The organism is Alcaligenes sp. RM2, assembly GCF_052931795.1.
On the sequence record NZ_JBRFIO010000007.1, the window covers coordinates 76450 to 102755 of the forward strand.

Here is a 26306-nt window from a genome sequence, read left to right on the forward strand (position 1 = left end):
CAAGCCAATATTCTGTGTTCAAGTTTGAGATCCAGGTGAACGCGCGCACGCCTTTTCACCGCTATAACAGAATGGTAGCCAGAGGCACTGCTTCACAAATCAGGGAACAAAACGCAATTTATCGGCCAGTTCAGCTCTTGACCTGGCGACTGAGTCCGTAAAATTCAGTCATGACCTTATATAGACTCCTGATCTGCGTATGCCTGTTCGCTCTGGGTGCAACAGCGAACGTGCGCGCTCAAGAGAGCGTTCAGGCGCTGAGCGTGCAAGCCATGCAGGACCAGGCGCAGGACTATCTGCTCAAGCTGGCGCAAATGTATCCCGGTATCGCCACGATCACCCTGGACAGCGCGCGCCTGAACGCCATGCCTGCCTGCACCCAGAACCAGATATTTCTGCCCAGCGGTCAACGCCTGCGATCGCGCATGAGTATTGGCGTGCGCTGCCTGAGCCCACAAAGCTGGAGCACCTCCATCAGCGCCACCTTGTCTATTCAGGGACACTATTACGTCACCAACCGCCGCATCAATCCGGGCGAGACCATCAATCAGGACGATCTGCTTGAGCGCGAGGGGGATTTGCTGGCTCTGGCCAATGGCGTGGTCATTGATCCCAACCAGATCATCGGGTATGTCGCCAGCCAGCGTATTCCTTTGGGCAATGCGATACGGGCTTCGGCTCTACGCGACCCGCAGTCGGTAACACGCGGCCAGATGGTGCGCACCATTGCGCGCGGTATGGGTTTTGTAGCGACCGGCGAGGGCCAGGCGCTGCAAAGCGGCTCACCAGGCACCCAGATTCAGATCAAGGCCAGTTCGGGGCAAGTGATTTCAGCCACGGTACTGGATGCATCCACGGTTCAGGTCGTTCTCTAAACTAAATCGGATGAGCATGCTAAAGTTTGCGTCCAGAGCGCCGTTACAAGATCAACGCAAAGAACAGGCCGCACGGAGAAACACGTGAAGATCAGCCCCTCCCCCCTCAAGACACCCCTTGCTGAAACGTCTGCCGCAGAGCGCAGCACGGCATCCCCTCGTGCGCGCCACGCGTACAACAACAGCAGCAGCACCAACGAAGTGGACTTCAGCGCTGCAGCCCGCCAGCTCAATTCCCTGCAAGACAGCAGTGCCGATGTCGACATGAAAAAAGTCGAGGCCTTGCGCAAGGCCATTGCAGCCGGCGAGCTCAAAATTGACACCAGTCGGATCGCCGACTCCCTGATTGCCTCTGTGCGCGATCTTCTCAAGTAACTCACCTGAAACGGCCATGTCTTTGCAAACCTGTCTTGCCGATCAACGCCAAACCCTGCTGGACTTCGAGCAGCTACTGGCAGAAGAAAACACCCTGCTGCTGCGCAGCTTCGAGCCACAAGAACTGGCCCAGATCACCCTGCGCAAATATCAGCTGGTTGAACGTATCGAGCAACAGGACCAGGCTCGCGCCCAGCTCCTGCAAGCACGTGAACTGGAAAACAACCTCCAGGGCCTGCGCTACGCGGCTGAAGAAGACGAACTGGAAGAAGAACTAGAACAGTTGATCGAGCTGAGCGAGAAGGTGCGCAACGCCAGCGACAACAACCGCATTTTGGTGGATACCTTTTTGGTCGACACCCAGCAAAACCTGGACGCCCTGGAAGCCTTCACGGGTCGCAATACCTTTTACGACGCGTCCGGCAAAACACGGAATACGCAGTCTTCCTTGAGCTTGAAGGCTTAGAGCCAAGCCAAAGCTGCGCTCTGACAGACATAAAAAAGCCTGCCACACGGCAGGCTTTTTCAATCTTGCTGAATTTAGCTCATCGCTTCCTTCAACACCAGCATCTTTACCAGCGCATCAACCGCGTGGCTGGACTTCAGCCCCGGTTTGCCCAGCAAGCGTGCGCTAAGTTGTCGCACACCCAGATTGTCCGGTGCCTGCAGCAAATCCCAGGCGGCCAGCGTCAATTGGGCGGCGGCCAGCAAGTTGAGTTCTTCTTCAAACTCGGAATTGCTGGTAGGCAAAATGCCACGCACAGTGCTTAGCAAGCGCGCCATTTCCTGCACTTCGCTACGCAGCATCATGTAGCAGGCCAGACTGGCCGGGGCGATAGCCTCGGAGCCTGCGCGTTGGTGCACCAAGGCAAAACGGGTTTTCAACACTTTGCCGTCGTGACGACGCACGGTGCGCAGGATGATCAGGTCCAGATGTACAGGCTCGGCATTGCGTTGTCGCAACTGCACCGGCTCGACGGCGTACCACAGGGCGATTTCACCCTGCTTGGCGCGGCTCAACGTTTCCAGATGCAATCGTGCTGCCAGATCAGGAATCGCGTGAAAGGCCAGCTGTTTGCCAAGAGCATTAGGCGTGGTCTTGCCGTCCTTGTGCCACAAGGAAGTCGCACCCGGAATCAGGGCCAGCCAGTCGGCTTCCATATCAGCCCATTGACGCCACATGGTGGGCGAACCACCTTCAAAAATATGCAGCAAGTTTACCGGTTGGGCCTGGGCATTCAAGACCTGCATGGCCTGGTTCAGTGCCTGTGTCGGGCCCGGCCGTTCCATGCTGCGCACGCCTCGTACATCCGACCATTGGGAGGGCGTTTGGCGTTGATAATACGGCACGCTCAAGGCCTGGCCCTTAGGACTGAACAGGAAACTGAACGAGCATTGCTCCTGGCTACCGGCAAGCTGATGATCGGCATGGATCACCAGCAAGCGGGACACATTGCCCTCACTGACTTCCTGACACGCGGCACGCATCAGGCCTTCGGCACGCTGTGCCGCCGCCCCGTCCTGAACAGGGGCATTTTGCGCATGCAGATCGCGCCAGAAATCGTAGGCTTCCGCGCAGGCCAGACGCTCGTCCAGGTCGGCGGCTGCACGACGGGCCTGCTCCAGGGCGATAGGGCCACCCGCAGAGGCAGCCGACAACAGACGCGGCAAGACACGCGCACGGCGTTCTTCTTCAGCCTGTTGCTCCTGGGCGGACTGGCCACCGCTTTCCAGCAAGGCCGCCAGATCACCGGAACTGGGCGCGTACAAGGGACGCTGGTTCCCGCGCACCTGCAAGGCAGAATCGACCAGTTCGGCGGCACTCATGAAACGCAAATCCTCGGGCACTTTCTGGCCGTTGGACACGTAATGAATAGGCAGCTTGAAGCGAATGGCCGTATCCAGCGGGCCACCCAGCTTGATCGCCTCGTCCACTTTGGAGATGATGCAACCGCTTAGCGGTGTGCCACCATCTTGCGTGTAGCTGCGGGCGACCTCATCCAAGGTATCGCCCTGGCTGGCGGCGTTCAGGACCAGCAAGCGTTGCACCCGGCGTCCGGCACTGGCCAGCAATGCAGCTTGTTCTCGCACATAACGGTCGCGCTGGCTGATGCCCATATTGTCGATCAGGATCACCTGATCGGGCCGCACACCCAGCATCACGCTACGCAGTTGCGCCACGTCCTGAACGATATGCACGGCTACCCGCATCAGGTCGCCATAAATTTTCAGTTGCTCGTGCGCACCGATCCGATAGGTGTCAGTCGTCAGCAGAACGACCTTATCGGGACCAAAACGACGCACGGCACGCGCAGCCAGTTTGGCCAGCGTGGTGGTCTTGCCCACACCCGTGGGGCCCACTAGAGCCAAGGCCAAGCCGGGCTGCCACAAGGAGTCCTCGGAACGCAGCACCGGCAAATGGGTTTCCAGCTCGGTCCGCACCCATTGCAAGGCTGCACGCGCGCCCAGTTCTTCGGGCAGGCGCTTGAGCATGGCACGCAACAAGGCGGTACTGAAGCCTTGCGATAAAAGACTCTGAAATAGATTCACCGCTACAGGCGAGCGCCGCATCTGGTGACTCCAGACCAGATCATCCATGCGGCCTTCCAGGGCACCACGCAATGCCCCAATCGCACCCATCACATTGTCGGCAGCGGGCGGCGGGGCCATTTCCTGCTGACGTATCCCCGCGGCTTGATGCGGCGCACTGCTGGGCATGGGCGCACGTTCGGTGGCGCCCCCCGGTACCGAGCTGGAGTCGGTAGCCAGAATCTCAACGCCGCCATTGACACGACGGTTGGACACAATCAAGGCATCGGGGCCCAAAGCGATGCGCACCTGACGCATGGCTTCCCGGCTGGTACTACCAAAAAAGCGACTTATATTCATTCAGACTGACCAATAATGGTGGTGACCCGAAGGATGCGTTCTTCAGGGATTTCAGCGTTGGACAAGACACCCAGTTGTGGGATGTGGTGACGCAAGAAACGCGACAAGGTGGCCCGCAAAACAGGCGGCACAACCAGCACGGGCGGATCCCCATGTTCCTCCTGGAACTGGGCCGCACGCATGGCATCGGTCAGTACCGACTCGGCCAGACCTGGTTCCAGCGCACCACTGCTGGTCAGCGCCTGCGTCATGACCCGCTCCAGACGGGCATCCAGACCAATCACACGCAATTCGCCCTCGCCAGGGAACCACTGCTGCACAATAGCGCGTCCCAAGGCCACGCGCAGAACCGCAAGCAATTCGCCAGCCTCCTGGCCGGGCTGAACCGCGCCGGGAGCCAGAATGCGCGGTGCGTGTTCAGCCAGCGTTTCCACAATGCTACGCATATCGCGAATCGGCACATCTTCAGCCAACAGACCACGCAAGACCTTGAGCAAGAGGCTGAGGGACAAGGTTTGCGGTACAAAATCTTCGACCAGCTTGGGCGCTTCGCGGCCCACGTGATCCAGCAATTGCTGCACTTCCTGACGGCCCAGCAAATCGGCCCCGTGGCGATGCAGCAAGTGATTGATATGCGTGGCAATCACCGTGCTGGCATCCACCACGGTGTAGCCCGCGATCTGGGCCTGCTCGCGCATGCTGACATCCACCCACACGGCGGGCAGGCCAAAGGCCGGGTCCGTGGTAGGTGTGCCGGGCAGCTTCATGGTGACGCCCCCGGGATCAATGGCCAGCCACTGCCCTGGCGTGGCGGTACCCCGGCCAATTTCCACCCCGGCCAACAGGATGCGATAGTCGTTGGGCTTGAGCTCCAGATTGTCCCGAATATGAACCACAGGCGGCAAAAAGCCCACTTCCTGTGCGAACTTTTTACGCAAGCTGCGGATACGATGCAGCAGCTCGCCGTTTTGCGCATGGTCCACCAAAGAGATCAGGCGATAACCCACTTCCAGACCCAGCGGGTCCACCATGGACACATCATTCCAGCTGGCTTCACTGGCGGCAGAATCGGCTGCGGCCAGGACTTCATCATTGGGTTCGCTGGCTTGCTGCTGCTGTTCGAGCTGATGCTTTTGCATCATCCAGGCTCCAGCACCCAATATCGCGGCCAGCAGCAGGAACACCAGATTGGGCATGCCGGGAATCAAACCCATCAAACCCAGAATACCGGCGGTGATGTACAGCACCATGGGATTGCGGAAAAGCTGGCTGACCATTTGCTGGCCCACGTCTTCATCCGTCGCCACTCGCGACACCACCACACCGGCGGCAGTAGAAATGATCAGGGCTGGAATCTGGGCGACCAGGCCGTCACCAATGGTCAGCAAGGTGTAAACGCGACCGGCTTCCGAAAAAGACAAGTCATGCTGCAGGACACCAATAATCAGACCGCCAATCACGTTGATGACCATGATCAGCAAGCCCGCCACCGCGTCCCCGCGCACGAACTTGCTGGCACCGTCCATGGAGCCGTAAAACTCGGCTTCCTGCGAAACCTCGGTACGGCGACGACGGGCATCGTCTTCGCCAATCAGGCCAGCGTTCAAGTCGGCATCAATGGCCATCTGCTTGCCCGGCAAGGCGTCCAGGGTAAAGCGTGCCCCCACTTCCGCAATACGGCCAGCACCCTTGGTAATCACCACAAAGTTGATGATGACCAGAATCACGAACACGATCAGACCAACGGCAAAGTTACCGCCCACCAGAAAGTGGCCAAAAGCTTCAATCACCTGACCGGCAGCATCCGGACCTTTGTGGCCGTTCATCAGTACCACTCGCGTCGAGGCCACGTTCAGAGAAAGGCGCAATAGGGTGGCAAACAACAGCACTGCCGGGAAAGCGGCAAAATCCAGCGGCTTTTTGGTGAACATGGCCACCAGCAGGATCATGACGGCCAGGGCGATGTTAAAGGTAAACAGCAGGTCCAGCAGAAACGGTGGCAAGGGCAGAATCATCATGGCCATGACCATGAGGATCAGCACCGGACCGGCTAAAAGCCGGGCGTGTTGACCACCGTTTTGTTTCAGTAAGGCAAAAAAATTGTTCATTGCTTTTAGTGTTTGCGCGAACGCAGTGGCCCTTCATCCATGCCAGTTGGCACTTTCAATCGGGTGGGCATGATCGGGCGCTCGCCCTGCCCCTTGTTCCAGTTACGAAGCTGATAAACCCAGGCCAGCACTTCAGCCACGGCCGAGTACAAATCCACAGGAATCTCGCGCTCCAGCTCCACGTTGAAGTACAAGGCCCGTGCCAGCGCAGGCGCCTCCAGCATGGCCACCTTGTGCTCGGCGGCCAGCCCGCGAATCTTGGCAGCAATCAGCCCCGTGCCTTTGGCAACCACACGGGGGGCACCGCCCTTGCCGTCCTGATACTTCAAGGCCACCGCATAATGCGTAGGGTTGGTAACCACCACATCGGCCCCCGGCACCTGAGACATCATGCGCGAACGGGCCATGGACCGTTGCTGCTGCCGGATGCGCCCTTTCACATGCGGATCACCCTCGCTTTCCTTATGTTCTTCTTTCACATCCTGGCGCGACATGCGCAGCTTTTTGTAAAAGCTCCACAACTGCCAGGGCGCATCAATCAAGACAATCACCAGCAAGCTGGCGGCGATCAGGGCACAGCACTTGATGATCAGCGTCATCCCCGTGGCTATGGCCGCAGTGGGATGCACATACATCAGAGCCGTCATCTGCTCGCGCTCGGTCCAGATCACATACACCGCCACCGAACCTACCAGGCCGGCTTTGGCCAGGGTCTTGATCAGCTCGATCACGGTCTGCATGGAAAACATGCGCTTGATGCCCTTGGCCGGATTCATGCGCTCGAACTTGGGCTGCAAGGCCTTGCCGCTAAAGCTCATGCCGCCCAGGGCGATCGAGGCAAAGATCGCGACCACAACCAGCAGCAGGAACAGCGGTGCCAGACCTTTTAACGCTTCGCCTGCCAGACCGGCCGCCTGTACCACCATAGCGCTGGGATCGTGCGCTACGCGCGGATCAAACCAGACGCTGCGACGCACAATGCCGCCAAAAGTCTCGTACAAATAGCTGGCTCCGGCCCAGATTCCGCCAATCCCGGCCAGCAGCATCAGGAATGTCGTCAGCTCTCTGGAACGCGCCACCTGCCCCTCTTCCCGCGCCTTCTCCAGGCGCCGGGGTGAGGCCGGTTCTGTTTTTTCGAGATCGCTGTCTTCTGCCATGGACTGCCAAGACGCAGGAATTGAAAGAATGAATCACGCGCCCAGCACGAATGTCGCGTTCGCACTGCAGGCCGCGGGGTCATTCTAAAAGAGCACCGCGGCTCTGATAGCGCGGAGAAAGCCCGATAAAAGCAGGCTGTTCCCCACAAGCAAAAAGGCGCTGCAAGGTGCAGCGCCTTTCTGAAGCGAACGCGATGATCGAATTTGGGCGAGGATTAAAAGCCCAGATTCGCCAGCAAGTCGTCCACCTGGTCCTGGCTGGTGACCACTTCCGAGGCTACCGGCGAGACCACCGGGCCGTTGATAAGACTTTGAGTTTCTTCGCGTTTTTCTGTGGGGACATTATCGACCAGCACCTGGACCAGTTCGGTCTCGATAGTGCCAACCACACCCAGCATGCGCGTGATCACCTGCCCGGTCAGATCCTGAAAGTCCTGGGCCATGATGATTTCCAGCAGATTGTCCTGCGTCTGCTGGGCCTTGACGGGCACATCGCGCAAGAAGCCTCGAGTACGCTTGACCAGTTCGCGGGCCTGGTCCTGGTCCAGAGGCTGTTCAAACCACTGTTCCCATTCGGCATCCAGGGCCTGGGCATCCTCTTGCAAGGACTCCTGCAAAGGACGCACCTGCTCGGCCGCGTTCAGTACCCGGTTGGCGGCCTGCTCAGTCATGCGAGCCACATAGTGCAGACGATCACGGGCATCCGGAATCGCGTGCGCGGCATCTTTAATGGCCTGATCCAGACCCAGTTCGCGCATGCTTTCCCGCAGCAGGCGGGTCAGATTGGCGATGCGGTAGACCAGATCAACCGGTACGCTTTGGGGGTCGGGATGATTCGGTGTTTGCTGTGGATCCATGACGTACTCCGTATTAACCGGCCATTTTCTCGAAGATCTTGTTCAGCTTCTCTTCCAGAGTTGCGGCGGTAAAGGGTTTGACGACGTAGCCATTGGCGCCCGCCTGGGCGGCGGCAATAATGTTCTCTTTCTTGGCTTCGGCGGTCACCATCAGCACAGGCAAAGAGGACAGGTTGGCATCGGCACGAATCTGCTTGAGCATTTCCAGCCCATCCAGATTCGGCATATTCCAGTCAGAGACCACAAACTCGAAATTGCCGTTGCGCAGTTTTTCCAGGCCCATCTGACCATCTTCTGCTTCGTCTACATTCTCGTATCCCAGATCCTTGAGCAGGTTCTTGATGATCCGGCGCATGGTGGGAAAGTCATCGACGACGAGAATTTTTATATTTTTTTGTACCATTTACATTCTCCAAATGAGTAGCATGCCAGTGCGTTCAGGACCGTTTATACACGGTGCCCAAAGGCCCCCACACTGGCTAGAATTCGTTCGCTGATCTGCCCCAAGGGCAAGGCGATGTCCGCCGCGCCAATTTGCAGGGCTTCACGCGGCATGCCAAAGACCACGCTGGTGGCTTCGTCCTGGGCAAAAGTCATGGCACCGGCCTGTTTCATGGCCAGCAAACCTTGCGCGCCGTCCTTGCCCATGCCGGTCAGAATGACACCCACGGCATTGCGTCCGGCCAGCTCGGCGGCAGAGTGAAACAGCACATCAACCGAGGGCCGGTGGCGGTTGACAGGTTCACTGTCCACCAGCTTGACCACATAGTTGGCACCCGAGCGGGCCAGCTTCATGTGCGCCACGCCACCGGGAGCCAGATACACATGGCCGGGCAACACGCGCTGACCATCTTCGGCCTCGTGCACCTGCATGGAACACAGTCCATCCAGACGGTTCACAAACGAGCGCGTGAAACCGGCTGGCATATGTTGGGTAATCATGATGGCCGGACAATTGGCCGGCAAAGGCTCCAGCACCTGGCGAATGGCCTCGGTGCCGCCTGTGGATGCACCGATCATGATCAGTTTTTCAGTGGTCGAAAAGTTGTGCGTCAGGCGACGAGCCGGGGCGGACCCTGCCGGGGCCGGGGTCGCACGACGTGGACGGGCAATGGAGGCGGCGCGGATCTTGTCGGCAATCAGGTCCGAGTAATCCAGCAAGCCGTCCCGCAGGCCCAGCTTGGGCTTGGTCACAAAGTCCACCGCGCCCAGCTCCAGGGCACGCAAGGTCACGTCCGAATTGCGCTCGGTCAGCGAGGACACCATCACCACGGGCATGGGACGCAAGCGCATCAGGCGCTCCAGAAAGTCCAGCCCGTCCATACGCGGCATCTCGACGTCCAGCGTCAGCACATCCGGATTGTGTTCTTTGATCAGCTCGCGCGCCACCAGCGGATCGGGGGCCACGGCCACCACTTCCATATCCGCATGACTGTTGATAATTTCCACCATCAGGCTGCGCACCAGGGCGGAATCGTCTACACACAAAACTCGAATTTTCTTCATGCTACTCATAATCCCGATTTCAAACGCCAACAGAGCTTGGGGCGGGGTGAAACTAATGGGCCCTAGTTCCGGACATACACCGTCTGACCCAGCAGTCGAAAGGCCTTGGTCAGGTAGGAGAAGTTCTCGGAATGCCCCACAAACAGCAGTCCGCCAGGCTTGGTGACGGCGGCAAAGCGCTCCAGAATGCGTGTCTGATCATCACGATCAAAATAAATCATGGTGTTTCTACAGAAGATCACATCAAAACGGCTGGAAGACGGCCAGGCCGGCCCCACCAGATTGAACTCCTCGAACTCCACCATATTGCGCAACACGGGCTTGACGCGTGCCAGCCCCTTGCGAGCGCCCACGCCACGCTGAAAGTAACGCGGCAGCCACAAATCGGGCACGGGCTGAATGCGCTCCAGGGTATACACGCCCTGACGGGCCTTGTCCAAGGCAGCCGAGTCAATATCGCTAGCCAGAATGGATACATTCACATCCGGTGAGGGGCAGTGTTCGCGCACCGTCATGGCAATGGAATACGCTTCCTCGCCCGTAGAGGCGGCGCTGCACCAGATATCCAGGGGTTTGCCGCGTGTACTGACAAACTTGCCCAGAATATCGAAGTGATGCTGTTCCCGAAAAAACGCGGTGTGATTGATGGTGAAGGCGTTGACGAAGTCCTGCCACTCCTGGCTATGGGTGTCCTGTTCCAGAATATCCAGGTACTGGCGTACCTCGCGCATGCCCGCGTTCTGACTGCGCATACCCAGCGTGCGGGCAACCATATCTTCTTTGTGGGTACCTAAGATGATGCCCGCATACGACTTGAGCAAGCGCGCGGCTCGCTCACAGTCGGCCCTCGAGGCTTGCGGGATCGAGGGCAATGTATAAACAAAAGGTTCCACAGATGTGCTCATATAACTACAGGCTGGCCAAGGTCCCGCTAAAAGGCCCCGCCGACAGACGCTCGGTAGAACGTAATCGTTCCGGCTCGGGCGCTTCAAACGGATCATCAATAATGTCTTGCGCACTGACTTTGAACGCCGACACCGCATCGGACAAACGGGTTGCCTGATCCTGCAAGGAGCCCGCCGCAGCGGTAGCCTGCTCGACCAGGGCCGCGTTCTGCTGCACAACCACATCCATTTGCGCAACCGCCCGATTCACCTGCTCAATTCCTTCCGACTGCTCGTTTGAAGCCGAGGAAATTTCCGCCATGATGGTCGTTACGCTCTGTACCGAGCTGACCACTTCCATGACCACCTTGCCCGCCTCATCCACCTGTCGAGTCCCTTCTTTCACTTTGGCCAGCGACTGCTCGATCAAGCCCTTGATCTCGCGCGCCGCTTGCGCACTGCGCTGGGCCAGACTGCGTACTTCACCGGCTACCACCGCAAAACCCTTGCCCTGCTCGCCCGCACGGGCGGCTTCCACCGCGGCGTTCAAGGCCAGAATATTGGTCTGGAAGGCAATGCCGTCGATCACGTTCACGATCTGGGCAATCTGTCCCGAACTGGCCGACAAGTCTTCCATGGTTTGCACCACGGTAGAGACCGCCTGGCCACCGCGCAGAGCCACTTCGGAAGCATTCTTGGCAACCTGGTCCGCTTGCTGGGCATTGTCCGAGTTCTGGCGAACCGTGCTGGCCAACTGCTCCATGCTGGCCGCAGTCTGCTGCAAGGAGGCGGCCTGCTCTTCCGTGCGACTGCTCAAGTCCGTATTGCCCACATAAATTTCGCGCGAACCAAAGGTGATCTCTTCCACGCCCTGACGCACGGTTTGCACCATGGACTGCAAGCTGCCCTGCATGCGACGCACGGCGTCATACAGCACACCAATTTCATTGGTGGACTTCACTTCCACGCGCTGGGTCAGATCCCCGCTGGCAATGCGATCAAAGTGCGCACCAGCCTGACGCAAGGGGCGCAACACCATGCGATTCAAGAACACATACACGGCCAAGGAGATAAACAGACAAAGCACCATGGCCAGACCCACCAGACGGATCACCATGTTGTACTGGTCGTTTTCTTTCTGGTATTGCGAGTCGATAGAACGCTGCTGAGCTTCCTGCAAGGTGTTCAAGGCGCTGTACAGATCCTCTTCCAGGAACTTGGTGGTAGTCGCCACATAGCTGCGGAAACCCGCAATATCACCTTGCTCCAGGTAGGCGATCAAGGGCAGCACGCCACCTTGCATCAGGGACATGAACGCCGCGTCGACACGCTGGTAGTAATCATTGGTGCCTTCCAGCTGGGTAGCGACACCCTGGTATTCAAAGAAGGATTCCTGGGCCAGCTCAAACTGCTTGCGCGTGGCGTCCAGGGCATCACGGGTTGCCGAGCTGATCGCCGAGGTTTTGGGAGCCACATCGCTCCACTCGGCCATCAAGTCCTGGTTTTGCAGATCATTGCTGACCACATAGCTGATGGCCGCTCGTCCAATCAGGGTTTGAGTCTCTTTGTAGCGCTCGATGGCCTGATACATGGCCGAGCCTACACGCTGATTGACCACGATGCTTTGCAGCGCACCGTTATTGGCGCGCAAGGACAAAATCCCCAGAGCGGCGCCTGCCACCAGCATTGCTAAAAAAAACACCAGTACCAGAATCAGACTGGTCCGCACCTTCAGATTGGCTAAACGTAATCCATCCAGCATTGCAAGCACCTTGTCTAGAGTAGATCCGAACATCAGAGGCGCTTGTGACGCCTCCCCCGGCCCGAACATTCCTTGAAGGACCCGTTAAACAAGTCCCCGCCTGGCAAGTCTTTACAGACTCGGGCGATCAGGCCACTGCGCTGTCAACCAGAGCCATCTCTTCACTGGTCATCAGTTTTTCAATATCCACCAAAATCAGCATACGTTCGCCCAGCGTACCGATACCGGTCAGGTACTCGGTCGAGAAGGCGGTGCCGAAGCTGGGGGCAGCGCTGATCTGGGACGATTGCAGCACCAGTACATCCGAGACACCATCCACCACCACACCCACTACTCGGTCGTGCAAGTTCAGAATCACCACTACAGTCTGGTGGTCGTACTCCACCCGTTCCATATTGAAACGCACCCGCAAGTCTGCGATAGGAACAATTACGCCACGCAGATTGGTAACACCCTTGATGAAATTGGGCACGTTGGCGATACGAGTGACGGTCTGGGAGTCGTAGCCCCGGATCTCCTGAACTTTCAGAATATCGATGCCGTATTCCTGGTCGCCCAGAGTAAATACCAGATACTCCTTGCCGCCAGCCTCGGCAGCTTCGGAGTGGGAAGTAAAGTCGTTGGACATAAAGATCTCCGAATAATCAGGCCCACGTCGAGGCGGGGTCACGCGCCAGACGTTGCAAGGCAAAAACATCAACAATCAGGGCTACGCTGCCATCGCCCAAAATGGTGGCAGCGGAAATACCCGGAATTTTTCGATAATTGGCTTCCAGGTTCTTGACCACGACTTGATGCTGACCAATCAGGTGATCGACCAGCAAGGCAAAGCGCATGTCTTCGGCCTGCAAGATAACGGCAATCGCACGAGTCACATCAGTCTCGGCCCCTTCAACCGAGAAGATGTCACGCAGGGAAATCAGGGGCAGATACTCGCCACGCACAAACATGACGTGATCGGTATCGGTGACGCTGCGCAACTGCTCTTCTGTGGGCTGCATGGATTCGGTTACGTGAGCCAGCGGCAGGATGAACACCTCATTGCCCACCTGGACCGACATGCCATCCAGAATCGCCAGCGTCAGCGGCAAGACAATACGGGTGGTCGTTCCCTTGCCTGCGCGCGAGTACAGCTGCACATGGCCGCCCATGCTTTGGATATTGCGTCGCACCACGTCCATGCCCACGCCGCGTCCGGAAATTTCCGTGACTTTGTCGGCGGTGGAAAAGCCGGGGGCAAAAATCAGTTGCCACACTTCGTCGTCCGGCATGGTCTCGGTGACAGGCAGGCCCGAAGACATGGCTTTCTTCAGAATACGTTCGCGGTTCAGACCAGCGCCATCGTCCACCACTTCAATGATGATATGACCGCCCTGGTGCTGGGCCGACAAGGTCAGCACGCCCTCTTCTTCCTTGCCCGCTGCCAGACGATCCTCGGGCATTTCAATGCCATGATCGATACTGTTGCGCACCAGGTGCGTGAGCGGATCAATAATGCGTTCGATCAGGCTCTTGTCCAGCTCGGTGGCCTGCCCTTTGGTGACCAGACGAATCTTCTTGTTCATGCGGGCCGCGCTTTCACGCACCACACGCGGAAAGCGGCTGAACACGTAATCCATCGGCATCATGCGAATGGACATCACGGACTCTTGCAGGTCGCGCGCATTGCGCTCCAACTGTTCGATGCCATTTAACAGGCGATCATGCACGACCGGGTCCAGCGTCGAGGCAGTTTGCACCAGCATGGCTTGTGTAATCACCAACTCACCCACCAGATTGATGATCTGGTCGACTTTTTCCACGCCCACACGGATCGTGCCGGACTCTTTGGGAGCCGCGGCCTTGGCGGGTTTGTCGGCAGCTTTAGGGGCAGCAGCAGGAGCAGGCGTTTCGGTTTTTTCAGGTTCAGCCGCAACAGGGGCTGGTGCTGGAGCGGCCGGAGCGACAGCGGCGGGTTCGACAACCACGGCGGCGGCAGGAGCAGAAGCAGCCGCGGATGCTGGAGCCGCCGCTTGCCCAGGAGCAGCAGCCGGTTTTACCGACACCTGATCGGCATTCAGAATAAAGCAGCAAACGGCCAGTATGTCGTCCGCTGAACCTGTGGTTTCCACCCAGATATCCAGGCGATCGCCTTCACGGGTTTGATGGACGATGGTGCCCATCAACTCCATTTCTTGTTGCAGCGCCTCCGCATCTTTATCCGATACCGGTCCCATGGACACCCACAGTGGCAAGCCATCCGTATTGGCGGCCGGTTCCGGCTCGGGTTCCGCTTCGGCTTGCAGAATCGCTTCGGTTCCTTTGGCGTCCGTTGCCAGAATGCCCTTTTGCTCCAGGGCCAGTTGCCTCAATTGCGCGCAGATACGGGTATAGGCTTCCTCGTCAGGCTCCTGTTCCTCGCGGTAGGCATTGACTTGTCCGGTTAGCACGTCCTTGGTTTCCAGAAAGAGGTCAATCATGTCCTTGCGCAATTGCATCTCGCCATTACGGACCAGATCGAGCAGATTTTCGAGTAAGTGGGTAGTTTCAGCCAGCTGACCGAAGCAACCAAACGTGCCTGCACCGCCCTTGATTGAGTGCGCGGCCCGGAAGATGGCATTGAGCTGATCGCGATCAGGCTCGTCCAGATCCAGCTCCAGCAGCAAGCGCTCCATGTCCGCCAGCAACTCATCGGCTTCATCGAAAAAGGTTTCGTAAAACTGACTCAGATCTACGCCGGAGCTCATGAACACTTCCTTCCTGGTTATGGCTTAGAACAACAAAACAAAAAGCACAGCCCAAACACCTGGGCCGTCGGGCCTGTTAACAAGCCCTAGGGCACCACTGGCAAGGCAGAAGGCATTTCAGGCAGACCGGGAATATGAATACTGATTGGCCCCTCGGTCTCCTGCATGGCTTCGCGCAAATCAAACTCTTCCGAACCGCTTGCGGCTTGCTCGTCCATGCGTCGTTCGGCCCGGCTATTGAGCACGAGCAGGCTGATACGTCGATTTACGGCTGCGGCGGGGTTATCTTTAACCAGGCTGACACTATCGGCCAAACCCACGACCTGCTTGACCTTGGCCTCGGCCAGACCACCAGCCACCAGCTCCTGTCGAGCCGCATTGGCACGATCGGCCGACAGCTCCCAGTTACTGTACAAACGCTCGCCACTGGCGTACTGCAGCGAGTCGGTATGACCGGAAATCAGAATACGGTTAGGCATCTCGTTCAAGGGAGCGCTTAGCGAGCGCAAAATAGCCCGCATATAAATCTGCACCTGTGCGCTGCCCGTGGAGAACATGGGGCGGCTTTGACGGTCGATAATCTGGATGCGCAAACCGTCCTGAGTCATGTCCAGCAGTAGTTGCGGACGGAACTCTTTCAGCACGGGGTCGATGCGGATCAGTTCTTCCAGAGCCGATTTCAAATCTTCCAGACGCTCCACATCCTGGCGATCATCGGCCGCCTGACTGCTGTTCGTGCCGGGATGGGGATTGGGCACCAGGCTGGGCTGGCCACCAGGAATGACGCTGCGCGAATAGTCGGCCTGATAGCCGCCCGAAACGGCGTCCATCAAGGGCATGCGGAAGTAATCGGCAATTTCCTTCAAGTCCTGCTTGGGAACCAGGGAAAGAATCCACATCACCAGGAAAAAAGCCATCATCGCCGTCATGAAGTCGGCGTAGGCAATTTTCCAGCTACCACCATGATGCTCGGCATGGGCCGTCTTCTTGCGACGGATGACCACGCGATCTTTATGATTGCTCATGAACGCATCCGCTTAGGCTTTGCGACCAGCACCCGAGCGGGCCTGACGCACATGCTCTTCCAGCTCCTGGAACGAAGGGCGATCGGAGGAAAACAGCACTTTACGGCCAAATTCCACGGCAAGCTGGGGCGGGTAACCGTTCAGATTGGCCAGCAAAGTGACCTTGATGCACTCCAGCACCTTGACCGAATCCGAGGTACGGCGCTCGATGGTAGCAGCCAAGGGAGCGACAAAGCCGTAGGCCAGCAAGATACCCAGGAAGGTACCAACCATGGCCTTGGAAATCAGGTCTGCCAGCACGGCAGGCGGCTGGTCTACAGAGGCCAGCGCTTTCACCACACCCAGCACGGCCGCCACAATCCCGAAAGCGGGCAAGGCGTCAGACACTTCACGCAAGGCACGTGCAGGCACGTTACGTTCGTGCTGGTGGGTTTCAATGTCCTGGTCCATCAGCGTTTCGATTTCAAACGAGCTCATATTGCCGCTGATCATCAAACGCAGGTAGTCGGACACAAAGTTCATCAAAGCCGGATCTTTCACCACATTGGGGTAATCAGCAAAGATGGGGCTTTGTTCGGGGTTTTCGATATCCGCTTCGATGGACATCATGCCATCGCGTCGAGCCTTGTTCAGCAGCACAGACAACATGCCCATCAACTGCATGTACAACTGCTTGTTGTAGGGGCTGCTGCGAAATGCAATCGGCAACGCTTTGGCCAGCAGCTTGATGGACTTGCCGCTGTTGGACGCAAAATAGGCTCCCAGGGCCGCGCCACCAATCAGCAGTAATTCAAAAGGCTGGTATAGCGCACCCAAGTGCCCGCCCAGCCCCACAAAGCTCCCGAAAACGGAGACGAAAACAATGATATATCCAAGGATAATAAGCACGGATACGCCTTCTTCAAATACACGCTGCTAATGATGGCGGCAAGCAACCGGGCTAAAACGACGCGTTAATGGCCTTTTTCCAGCCTAGATCAACGCTTCCAGTTGCCTTGACACATTCAGATTCTTATCAGATCCACATCAAAAACCAGCATCTATCCGGCTTTGCTGCACACTGACGACAAAAGCTATTGTTAGATGGGCACGTCTACCTGTGCGTTGACGTGCCCCGTGACCCTGGCTTGCGGCTCCTTGACCGGCTCTGATTTTCGACTTTTGCCGCCCGGAGATTTAGGTGTACTGCGCGCCTTGCTGGCACGGGTCTTGCCGGCCCGTGGTGGCGGACGGCAAATGGCACAAATAAAGCCTGATTCAGGATCGTGCGCATGGGCCACGAAGCCCCCCTTGCAGCGCTCGCACTGGGACAGTTGCAACAAACCGCTATCAAAAAAGCGCAGCAGCATCCAGGCACGGGTAAAACTCAGCACGGGCTCTTCGTCCGGCCCCACTTCCAGACGCCCGGCCGACGATTGCTCCAGGTAAAGGCGATAGGCCTCGACCAGTGCACGACTTTTGTCGCACGGCGTATGTACGGCCATGAACTGGTAAATGCTATAGAACAGGCTGGAATGAATATTGGGCAGCCAGGTCATGAACCAGTCGACAGAAAAAGGCAGCATCCCTTTGGGTGGCGAGCAGCCCTTGACTTCACGGTACAAACGGGCCAGCCGGTCGTAGCTTAATGATGTTTCTGCTTGCAGGACCTGCAAACGCGCCCCCAGCTCAATCATGTCGGAAGCAAGCCCAATTTCCTGGGCTTCTTTGGCGACGCTTTTTATAGCCATAGTTCTTGATGTAATAAGTTCGCAGCCGGTTTAACCGGCTTGTTCTGCCGTCGCGCGCTGTGACAGAAGAATAGTGGAGTGAGCCTGCTGCAATACCCCTCCCAGCACATCCTGCGTCAAGGTGGTGAGCAGGTCGTAATCATTGAAGCGAAAGCCGCAAATCAACGAGCTGGAGCTGGCCAGCTTGACCAATTGGGCCGGCGACAGACGCAACAAGGTCTCTGCCACATCAGTATCGAAGCCCAAACGGAACATACCTGCCGAAAAATTCTCCCGCAGCAGGCGCTGCGCGAGTAACAAGTACGACAAATTGACTTCCTGAATATCATTCAGCAGCGAATTTTCCGATACGGGCATGTCAGCCATCCTTGTAAATCTGTTAATCAGCCAGTTTCTTGTAACAAAACACATTTAAAACATATAAAGTTACATAAATATGTATCATGCCTTGCAATCTATTGCGTGAATATAAATTTTACATTCTCGATGTTTCCGACACACACTCTCTTTTAATGCCCTAAAAACATGGAAAACAATAAATATATGCAATAAACGTATCAAGACACAGCAGAATATTATCAGATGCTCACTTAATGTTGTAGTTATAAACGAGATGTAACATGACAAAGATCAAAGCGCCTGTATCAAATTTATGTTTTGTTGCATACATTAGCCATTAATTAATGCATATTTCGACGATCCATCTCGCGTGGAGCCTAAAAAGCGTTGAAATATCGGATAATCTTCTGGGGACAGCTTTCCCCGCCGCCACCACATCCGTTTTGTAACAGCCCATGGTTCCTGCTGCTTTTACGCAACGTCTGTTCGCCTTGTGCCTGACACTGATCCTGGCAGCTTGTGCGCACACGCCCTCGTCCCGCCTCCCCCCCGGCAAACCCATTGGTGTGGATGAACAGCGCCGCTCAGCCGTAGTCCTGTCTGCCCTGACATTGCTGGATACGCCTTACCGCTACGGCGGACGCGAGCCGTCTACCGGCTTTGATTGCAGCGGCCTGGTGCACTATGTATTCAGCCAGGAGTCCAGCTCCCCCATTCCACGCCGCACCGGCGACCAGGCCAGCGCGGCCCGGCGTGTCAGCCGTTCACAGCTGCGCCCGGGTGATCTGGTGTTTTTCAATACACTGGGTACCCCGAACTCGCATGTAGGCATCTATATAGGCAAGCAACAATTCATCAACGCTCCCTCCAGTGGTGGACGCGTGCGGATTGATTCACTGGACAATCCCTATTTCGCCAAGCGCTTTGAAACAGCTCGCACTTTCTTTGATTGACTCATCAGCAAGCCAGCGCAGGTATTGAATGGAAGCGGGCCTGATCTTTCACCAGACCCAATTTCATTGAGCGCAGAAAGCAAAAGGGCCCGTAATGAACGGGCCCTTTCTTATTGCCATACGTTTAACGCGTAGGCACGGTGGCGTATTGCTCGGCCAGTTCCAGAAAGGCCTCCAGCTCGGGCGAGCGCCCGGTCTCTTCTTCCATAATTGCCGCCACCGCTGGGGCAAGTGACTGCGCCAGACGCGCATCAAGGAACAAAAGGCGCGAACGACGGGCCAGCATGTCTTCAACGGTACGGGCATATTCAAAGCGGCAAGCAAAGCGCACCATGGCCACACTCAAGCCCGGCGCCAATTCCTGATCCGCTCCCGGCAAGGTCTGCACCCAGTCGGCCTCGCTGCCATACGCATCCAGACCGGCTGTACGCCCCAGAGAACGCCGATCGCCTACATAAGAAGCACCGACCAAACGTTGCTCCTGAGTCCGACAGGCTGGCAAAGGCCCCAGCAAGCCGGACTGCTGGCAGCGTTCCAGCACATCTTCGGCCATGGCACGATACGTCGTCCATTTGCCGCCAGTGACTGTCAGCAAACCATTCGCACTAACCGTAATGCTATGTTCCCGGCTGATGGATTGCGTCTGCCCCGCGGCCGACTCGGCTGCAGGGCGCACCAACGGTCGCAGCCCCACCCAGATACTGCGCACATCCCGCACCGTGGGCGCTTTTTGCAGATAATTCGCGGACTCTTTCAGAATGAAATCCACTTCCTGGGCCAAGGGGCGCGGCTCCAGCGGAATATCGTCTCGGGGAGTATCCGTCGTGCCCAAAATCAGCTTGCCCAACCAAGGCACGGCAAACAAGACCCGGCCATCCTTGGTCCGTGGCACAAGCAAGGCGTGTTCACCGGGCAAGAATTCCTGATCAACCACCAAGTGCACACCCTGGCTGGGCGAAACCATAGGGCGCAGTTCACGCCCGGCTTCCTGCGCATCCAGTTGTCGCACCTGATCCACCCACACGCCCGTGGCATTGACCACGCATTTGCTCTGGATCTCATAGGTCTGACCGCTTTCCTTGTCCTGGCAGCGCACCCCGCAGACCTTGCCCTCGCTGTGCATCACATCCACAACCGGACAGTAATTGATGAGCAAGGCCCCATTCAGTGCCGCCGTACGGGCCAGGGCCAAGGCCAGACGGGCATCATCAAACTGGCCGTCCCAATATTTCACGCCACCTTTCAGGCCACTTTGCCGCGCACCGGGCAGAAGCTGCCGGATTTTGGAAGCACTCAAAAATTGGGTATGACCCAACCCCTCGCGCCCCGCCAAACCGTCATAGGCCATCAGGCCCACCCCGTAAAACGGAGTCTCCCAGCACTTGTAGCTGGGCATGACAAAAGGCAGGCGCTGCGCCAGATGGGGCGCATTGCTGAGCAAATGCATACGCTCGCGCAAGGCTTCACGCACCAGACTGACATTGCCCTGGGCCAGGTATCGCACCCCGCCGTGTACCAGCTTGGTCGCCCGCGAGGACGTGCCTTTGGCAAAGTCCCAGGCTTCCAGCACAACCACACTCAAGCCCCGCAAGGCCGCGTCCAGAGCCACGCCCAAGCCGGTAGCGCCACCACCCACCACGACCATATCAACCTGCGTGGTGCGCGCCAAGGCGCCCAGCATCTGGGCTCTGTCGGTCAATAAGGGGGAACTTAATGTAGTCATAAGATGAGCTTTGGACCTGAAATTAGCAGACACCCGAAAAAAACACTGACTGGCTCGGGATTTACCCTGATTTTAGCCCCTGAACTTTTACCGTCCAGTGAAACTTGTTTGCTCGCGTATCAAGTCCCCTTCTGCGACCGGACACAGATCACACAGAGCCAGTACACTGTGGTCTGCTCCGCTTTTACTGCCTCATTCGCATGACATTCATACTTGCTCTTGATCAGGGAACCTCCAGCTCGCGCAGCCTTGTGGTAGCGGCAGACGGCCGCATTCTGGCCAAGGCGCAGCAGGAAACTCAGCAATACTACCCGCGTACAGACTGGGTGGAGCATGATCCCCAGGAAATCCTGGACACCCAGTTCCGAACCGCCCGGCAAGCGATTGAGCAGGCAGGGCTGCGCCCTCAGGACATACACGCCATTGGCATTACCAATCAGCGTGAAACCACAGTGCTATGGGATCGGCAAACCGGGCAGGCCCTGCACAAGGCTATCGTCTGGCAAGACAGACGCGCCGAGGACTTCTGCGCCCAGTTGCGCGAACAAGGGCACGAAGCCACCATTACCGGCAAGACCGGCCTGCCTATTGATGCCTATTTTTCGGCCTCCAAGCTGCGTTGGCTGCTGGACTCCGTACCCGGCGCCCGTGAACGTGCAGCGCGTGGTGAACTGGCTTTCGGCACCATTGACAGCTGGCTGATCTGGCATTTAAGCGCCGGCAAAGTCCATGCCACCGATGTCAGCAATGCCTCACGCACTCTGCTCTACAACATTCATAGCCAGCAATGGGACGATGAATTGCTGGCCCTGTTCAACATCCCGGCCAGCGTCTTGCCCCAGGTACAGAGCTCCGCCTCCGAGTTTGGCCATTGCAGCCCCGAAATTCTGGGTAGCCCCATTCCCATTTGTGGTGTGGCGGGCGACCAACAAAGCGCCCTGTTCGGCCAGGCTTGCACAACACCCGGCATGGCCAAGAATACCTATGGCACAGGCTGCTTCCTGTTGATGCACTGTGGCTCTCAAGTCCCCCAATCCCATAACGGCCTGATCGCAACCAGCGCCGCCCATCACGGCGATGCTCCCGCCTATGCGCTGGAAGGCAGCGTATTTATTGGGGGGGCGGTGGTCCAATGGCTGCGCGATGGTCTGGGCGCACTGGAGCATAGCGCGCAAGTCGAAGAGCTGGCTCGCAGCGTGCCGGATGCACAAGGCGTACGACTGGTCCCTGCCTTCACCGGCCTGGGCGCCCCCTATTGGGATGCCCAAGCCCGCGGCACCATTACCGGCCTGACACGCGCCTCCACCATGGCCCACATCGCCCGCGCTGCTCTGGACAGCATTGCCTACCAAAGCGCCGCCGTGCTGCAAGCCATGAATCGGGATGTACAGGCCAACGGCGGCCCGGCCTTGCACGAGCTGCGTGTGGACGGTGGGGCCTGTGCCAATAATCTTCTGATGCAATTTCAAGCAGACTTGTTGGGCCTGCCTGTCGTGCGTCCCGTTACTATTGAGACGACCGCGCTGGGCGCCGCCTATCTGGCGGGCTTGGGCAGCGGTCTGTATTCAGGTCTGCCTGAGATTGCGGCGCTATGGCAATGCGACCGGGTTTTCGAGCCCATCATGTCGCGCGATGAAGCCCAAAACCTGATGCTCAGTTGGGAACAAGCCGTGCGTCAGGCACGCACTTATTGAACTTGCTGTTTTTTTTGACGGAAACACCATGCTGCAAAAAATCATTCTGGGCATTGCCATCTTCCTGATCGTGATGTTGGGCCTGACCTTTGGCGAGGCCATTTTCCACTACATTTCCTCGTACCTGGGATTCCTGTTCCATGACTTCATCGAGTTGATGCAGCAAGTTCAGCACTACCTGACCGTACATTGGGGCAAGGCGCTGATCGCCTTGATCATTACCATCCCGCTGGTGATCTGGATTTCCAAGAACAAGAAAGACGAAATGTCCAAGCCCAACAGCCACCGCAAGATCGCGATTGTGCTGGCGATATTCCTGGGCTGGCTGGGCGTGCACCGCTTTTACCTGGGCCAGATCGGCATGGGCTTGTTATTCCTGGTGCTGTTTGCCATCTGGTCGCCGCTGGCCTACTTCCTGGCCTTGATCGACGCCTTGCGTTACGCCTTCATGGGCGACGACGAGTTCAAGCTGGCCCGTTAATTTCCAGACTGCTCACCCAAGCCCCACTTGCTGGGGCTTTTTTTATGGCTGCCCCCTTCACGCATGCCAGAAGCCTGGCTACGTCAAATAAACAGGCTCCACTCAGGGCGTTTTGTGGACTTATCAGGGAAAACCACAGCCCATGCCGCTTGCAAGCCTAGTTCCTTGATTTCCAATACTTATATTAGCCACCATACCTTCCAGGTATACAAGCAAACCTTTTTAGTCTTGGAAATCCCCACGCCGCTTCGTGTCCAATCGAATTGGGGGAGACACGCCAGCCTCTAAAAGACTGGCAGCGGCGGCTCAGATCAAAAGTGTGAGGCCTTTGTTGCTGGCTCTGTCTACACATCCGTTCTACCTATAAACATAACTAGATTGAGACACACGAAAATGCGACGCACTAAAACCAGCTATTTACTGCGCAACTTGCTGGGCCTGGCTTTGGCCGCCTGCACGCTAAGCAGTCACGCAGCCACAGAGACACAACGCCCCAATATTTTGCTGATCGTGGCCGATGATCTGGGATATTCAGACATTGGCGCGTTTGGCGGGGAAATTTCCACCCCTAACCTGGATGCCCTGGTCAAAGACGGCGTAGCACTGACCGACTTTTACGCGTCCCCCTTCTGTTCCCCCACCCGCGCCATGCTGATGTCCGGCGCGGACAACCACCAGGTTGGCTTTGGTGGCATGGCCGAACTGATGACGCCCCAGCAGCGCGCCCTGCCCGGCTACGAAGGCTTTCTAAGCGACCAGGCCCTGCCCTTCCCCTTGGTCCTGCAAGACCATGGCTACCGTACTTATATGGCTGGCAAGTGGCATTTGGGTGTGAAAGAGGAAGTCGCCCCGCCCAATCGGGGCTTCGACCAGTCTTACGCCTTGATGCACGGTGGCGCCAGCCACTTTGACCAAAGCGGCATCATCACCTTTGATGCCAATAAAGCGCCGGTTGCCCTGTACCGCGAGAACGGCAAGGAAGTTCAATTGCCCAAGGACTTTTACTCCAGCGAGTTTTTTGCCTCGCGCCTGATGTCTTATATCGATGCGGACAAACGCAAGGACCAGCCTTTCTTCGCCTACCTGGCCTTTACGGCTCCCCATTGGCCCTTGCACGCGCCCGAGGAATACATACGTAAATATGAAGGCCGCTATGACGCAGGCTATGACGTGCTGCGTGAGGAACGTCTGGAACGCATGAAAAAGCTGGGTCTGGTGCCCCAGGATATGCAAGGCTATGTGGGCAATCCGGCCTGGCCACGCTGGAAAGAGCTGAGTCCTGAACAGCAACGTGTTGAAAGCAAACGTATGGCGGTCTACGCCGCGATGGTGGAAGCCATGGATGCACAGATTGGCCGTGTCATCGAGCACCTGAAACAAACCGGCCAGTACGACAACACCGTTGTGATCTTCATGTCCGATAACGGTGCCGACGGCAATACCGTGCTGGATGAAGGTGAAACCCGCGCCTGGGCTCACAAGCATCGCGATAACAGCTATGAAAACACGGGCCGTCCCGGCTCCTTTGTGGAATACGGCCCAGGCTGGGCGCAAGTTGGCTCCACGCCCTTCAATCTGTACAAAGCCTTCATGTATGAAGGCGGTATCTCGGTGCCCAGCATCATGCGCGTACCCGGTGGCAAGCGTCAGGGCGAATTTGTGCGCGCTCCGGCCCATGTAACCGACATCGCCCCCACCATTCTGGCCTTGGCCCAGATCGAACAGCCAAAGGGCGAATACCGTGGCCGCCAGGTCATCCCCATGCAAGGCAACTCCATGGTGGATGTGCTGACCGGTCGCAGCGATCAGGTCCATGAAACCTTCCGCCAAGGCTGGGAGCTGAATGGCCGCCGCGCCATGCGCGTGGGTGCCTGGAAAATCGTGTACGCCAATGCACCGTGGGGCAAAGACCGCTGGGAACTGTTCAATGTGGTCGAAGATCGCTCCGAGCTGAATGACCTGTCCGAAAAACATCCTGAAAAGCTGAAAGAGCTGATTGCCGAGTACGAGCAATATGCCAAGCGCAACGGGGTGGAGGATTTTGAAGGTCTGGCTTCGCGCCCTGGCTACAGCAACAGCCTGAACTACTACAAGGATCTGGATGAAGTCCTTTAAGCTCTCCCGAGCCAAGGCACTGCTGACGGTATGCGGGCTGCTGACAGCAGCCCCGCTGCCTGCAGCGGCAGACGGCTCCGATACCCTCCCTCCTCCGGTTCCGGCCCACGATTGCCAAGCCTATAGCGGCATACCAACAGGCTTCGGCCCGGCCAGGCAAGGAGCCGCCAATCAGGCTGGTTTGGTCACCATTCCCGGGGGGCGCTTTCTGATGGGGTCCGACGAAGGCTATCCGGAAGAAAAGCCGGTACATCCCGTGGAGGTCCAGGCTTTTCAGATAGACCAGCACGAAGTCACCAATGCCCAATACGCACAATTTGTGGCAGCCACAGGCTATGTCACCCAGGCGGAACGGGTGCCGGAATTTCCGCCGAATGTTCAGGTTCCCGAGCAGTATCGTCAGCCCGGATCCGCCGTCTTCACGCCACCGGCAGCAACGCATGATCACGATCACCACGACGGGCACGATCAACATGCCCCTCCCAGCAATTACAACTGGTGGGTATGGGTGCCAGGTGCCAACTGGCGGCATCCCGGTGGCCCCGATACCAATATGAACGGCCGTGACAATCATCCCGTCGTCCATATCGCCTACGAGGATGCGCTGGCCTACGCCCGCTGGTTGGGACGCGATCTGCCCACCGAAGAGCAATGGGAGTTTGCAGCGCGCGGCGGACTGGAAGGCGCTACCTACCCTTGGGGCAATACGCCTGAAGTGCGCGGCCGCTTGATGGCCAACACCTGGCAAGGTAGTTTCCCCGCCCAGAACCTGCTGCGCGATGGCTACGAAGGCACCGCCCCCGTAGGCTGCTTCCCGGCCAATAACTATGGCCTGTGGGATTCGGTCGGCAATGTCTGGGAATGGACACGCAGTGCATGGCAGCCCCAGCATCGCCCCCTGGCGCCCAAACCCCTTCTCGTGGCAGCAACGGATGCCAACGGAAATCCGGCAACAGGCGTCATCAAGGGCGGCTCGTTTCTGTGTGCGGCGAACTTCTGCGTACGCTATCGCCCAGCTTCACGGCAACCCCAGGAAACCACCATGTCTACCCAGCATGTGGGCTTTCGTACGGTGCTTAATGAAATAAAAAACTAAGCTCAAAAGCC

At 57.6% G+C, this 26306-nt stretch carries 23 protein-coding genes; 8 read left to right on the forward strand and 15 right to left on the reverse strand.

Annotated elements, in window-relative coordinates:
* The first annotated feature begins 170 nt into the window (after positions 1-170).
* From flgA to flgN, 3 genes are all read left to right on the forward strand, one after another.
* On the forward strand, positions 171-875 hold the full coding sequence (flgA, locus tag ACU6HM_RS17885; RefSeq protein WP_021446825.1) for a flagellar basal body P-ring formation chaperone FlgA: 705 nt from the start codon (positions 171-173) through the stop codon (positions 873-875).
* A gap of 84 nt (positions 876-959) precedes the next feature.
* Complete coding sequence (gene flgM / locus ACU6HM_RS17890; RefSeq protein WP_021446826.1) at positions 960-1250, forward strand: flagellar biosynthesis anti-sigma factor FlgM; 291 nt, start codon at positions 960-962, stop codon at positions 1248-1250.
* Between the two features lie 16 nt (positions 1251-1266).
* A complete protein-coding gene (gene flgN, locus ACU6HM_RS17895; protein WP_239055286.1) occupies positions 1267-1716 on the forward strand; it encodes a flagellar export chaperone FlgN in 450 nt (149 codons plus the stop codon).
* Between the two features lie 74 nt (positions 1717-1790).
* Here the strand turns inward: flgN and flhF are convergent, their stop codons facing one another.
* From flhF to flhD, 14 genes are all read right to left on the reverse strand, one after another.
* Positions 1791-4139, reverse strand: a complete 2349-nt coding sequence (gene flhF, locus ACU6HM_RS17900) for a flagellar biosynthesis protein FlhF (RefSeq protein ID WP_446764157.1) — start codon at positions 4137-4139, stop codon at positions 1791-1793.
* Positions 4136-6247 carry a flagellar biosynthesis protein FlhA gene (gene flhA, locus ACU6HM_RS17905; protein WP_021446828.1) on the reverse strand — a complete coding sequence of 704 codons (2112 nt, stop codon included), beginning with the start codon at positions 6245-6247 and terminating at the stop codon, positions 4136-4138. The genes flhF and flhA overlap by 4 nt, the downstream gene beginning before the upstream one ends.
* Positions 6248-6252: 5 nt before the next feature.
* A complete protein-coding gene (gene flhB / locus ACU6HM_RS17910) occupies positions 6253-7404 on the reverse strand; it encodes a flagellar biosynthesis protein FlhB (RefSeq protein ID WP_021446829.1) in 1152 nt (383 codons plus the stop codon).
* Positions 7405-7619: 215 nt separating this feature from the next.
* The gene (gene cheZ / locus ACU6HM_RS17915) at positions 7620-8261 is read right to left on the reverse strand and encodes a protein phosphatase CheZ (RefSeq protein WP_021446830.1); all 642 of its coding nucleotides are present in this window, start codon (positions 8259-8261) and stop codon (positions 7620-7622) included.
* Positions 8262-8274: 13 nt separating this feature from the next.
* Positions 8275-8664 (reverse strand): chemotaxis response regulator CheY, encoded by a 390-nt coding sequence (cheY, locus tag ACU6HM_RS17920; protein ID WP_009458133.1) that lies wholly within the window; start codon positions 8662-8664, stop codon positions 8275-8277.
* Between the two features lie 44 nt (positions 8665-8708).
* Positions 8709-9767, reverse strand: a complete 1059-nt coding sequence (locus ACU6HM_RS17925; protein WP_021446831.1) for a protein-glutamate methylesterase/protein-glutamine glutaminase — start codon at positions 9765-9767, stop codon at positions 8709-8711.
* Positions 9768-9829: 62 nt separating this feature from the next.
* Complete coding sequence (locus ACU6HM_RS17930; protein WP_026484567.1) at positions 9830-10672, reverse strand: CheR family methyltransferase; 843 nt, start codon at positions 10670-10672, stop codon at positions 9830-9832.
* A 4-nt stretch (positions 10673-10676) separates the two neighbouring features.
* Positions 10677-12413 carry a methyl-accepting chemotaxis protein gene (locus ACU6HM_RS17935; RefSeq protein WP_021446832.1) on the reverse strand — a complete coding sequence of 579 codons (1737 nt, stop codon included), beginning with the start codon at positions 12411-12413 and terminating at the stop codon, positions 10677-10679.
* A gap of 127 nt (positions 12414-12540) precedes the next feature.
* A complete protein-coding gene (locus ACU6HM_RS17940) occupies positions 12541-13041 on the reverse strand; it encodes a chemotaxis protein CheW (RefSeq protein ID WP_009455177.1) in 501 nt (166 codons plus the stop codon).
* Positions 13042-13057: 16 nt separating this feature from the next.
* The gene (cheA, locus tag ACU6HM_RS17945) at positions 13058-15139 is read right to left on the reverse strand and encodes a chemotaxis protein CheA (RefSeq protein ID WP_035269025.1); all 2082 of its coding nucleotides are present in this window, start codon (positions 15137-15139) and stop codon (positions 13058-13060) included.
* Between the two features lie 86 nt (positions 15140-15225).
* Positions 15226-16164, reverse strand: a complete 939-nt coding sequence (gene motB / locus ACU6HM_RS17950) for a flagellar motor protein MotB (RefSeq protein WP_009455181.1) — start codon at positions 16162-16164, stop codon at positions 15226-15228.
* Positions 16165-16176: 12 nt separating this feature from the next.
* Complete coding sequence (motA, locus tag ACU6HM_RS17955) at positions 16177-17052, reverse strand: flagellar motor stator protein MotA (protein WP_009455183.1); 876 nt, start codon at positions 17050-17052, stop codon at positions 16177-16179.
* 191 nt (positions 17053-17243) lie between these two features.
* A complete protein-coding gene (gene flhC, locus ACU6HM_RS17960; protein ID WP_009455185.1) occupies positions 17244-17894 on the reverse strand; it encodes a flagellar transcriptional regulator FlhC in 651 nt (216 codons plus the stop codon).
* A gap of 30 nt (positions 17895-17924) precedes the next feature.
* Positions 17925-18251 carry a flagellar transcriptional regulator FlhD gene (gene flhD / locus ACU6HM_RS17965; RefSeq protein WP_009455187.1) on the reverse strand — a complete coding sequence of 109 codons (327 nt, stop codon included), beginning with the start codon at positions 18249-18251 and terminating at the stop codon, positions 17925-17927.
* 437 nt (positions 18252-18688) lie between these two features.
* On the opposite strand from flhD, the gene ACU6HM_RS17970 reads away from it, so the two are divergent.
* Positions 18689-19186: a C40 family peptidase gene (locus ACU6HM_RS17970; protein WP_250756944.1), complete on the forward strand. Its 498-nt coding sequence runs from the start codon at positions 18689-18691 to the stop codon at positions 19184-19186.
* A gap of 124 nt (positions 19187-19310) precedes the next feature.
* Here ACU6HM_RS17970 and ACU6HM_RS17975 read toward each other — a convergent pair whose 3' ends face one another.
* Complete coding sequence (locus tag ACU6HM_RS17975; RefSeq protein ID WP_369326564.1) at positions 19311-20909, reverse strand: glycerol-3-phosphate dehydrogenase/oxidase; 1599 nt, start codon at positions 20907-20909, stop codon at positions 19311-19313.
* Between the two features lie 200 nt (positions 20910-21109).
* On the opposite strand from ACU6HM_RS17975, the gene glpK reads away from it, so the two are divergent.
* The 4 genes from glpK to ACU6HM_RS17995 all read left to right on the forward strand — a co-directional run bounded on the left by glpK (position 21110) and on the right by ACU6HM_RS17995 (position 26295).
* Positions 21110-22603 carry a glycerol kinase GlpK gene (gene glpK, locus ACU6HM_RS17980; RefSeq protein WP_254499556.1) on the forward strand — a complete coding sequence of 498 codons (1494 nt, stop codon included), beginning with the start codon at positions 21110-21112 and terminating at the stop codon, positions 22601-22603.
* A 28-nt stretch (positions 22604-22631) separates the two neighbouring features.
* The gene (locus ACU6HM_RS17985; RefSeq protein ID WP_254499557.1) at positions 22632-23084 is read left to right on the forward strand and encodes a TM2 domain-containing protein; all 453 of its coding nucleotides are present in this window, start codon (positions 22632-22634) and stop codon (positions 23082-23084) included.
* 393 nt (positions 23085-23477) lie between these two features.
* Positions 23478-25199, forward strand: coding sequence for an arylsulfatase (locus tag ACU6HM_RS17990; RefSeq protein ID WP_446764158.1), 1722 nt, complete (start codon positions 23478-23480; stop codon positions 25197-25199).
* On the forward strand, positions 25186-26295 hold the full coding sequence (locus tag ACU6HM_RS17995) for a formylglycine-generating enzyme family protein (RefSeq protein WP_446764159.1): 1110 nt from the start codon (positions 25186-25188) through the stop codon (positions 26293-26295). Before ACU6HM_RS17990 ends, ACU6HM_RS17995 begins: the two co-directional genes overlap by 14 nt.
* The last annotated feature ends 11 nt before the right edge of the window (positions 26296-26306 follow it).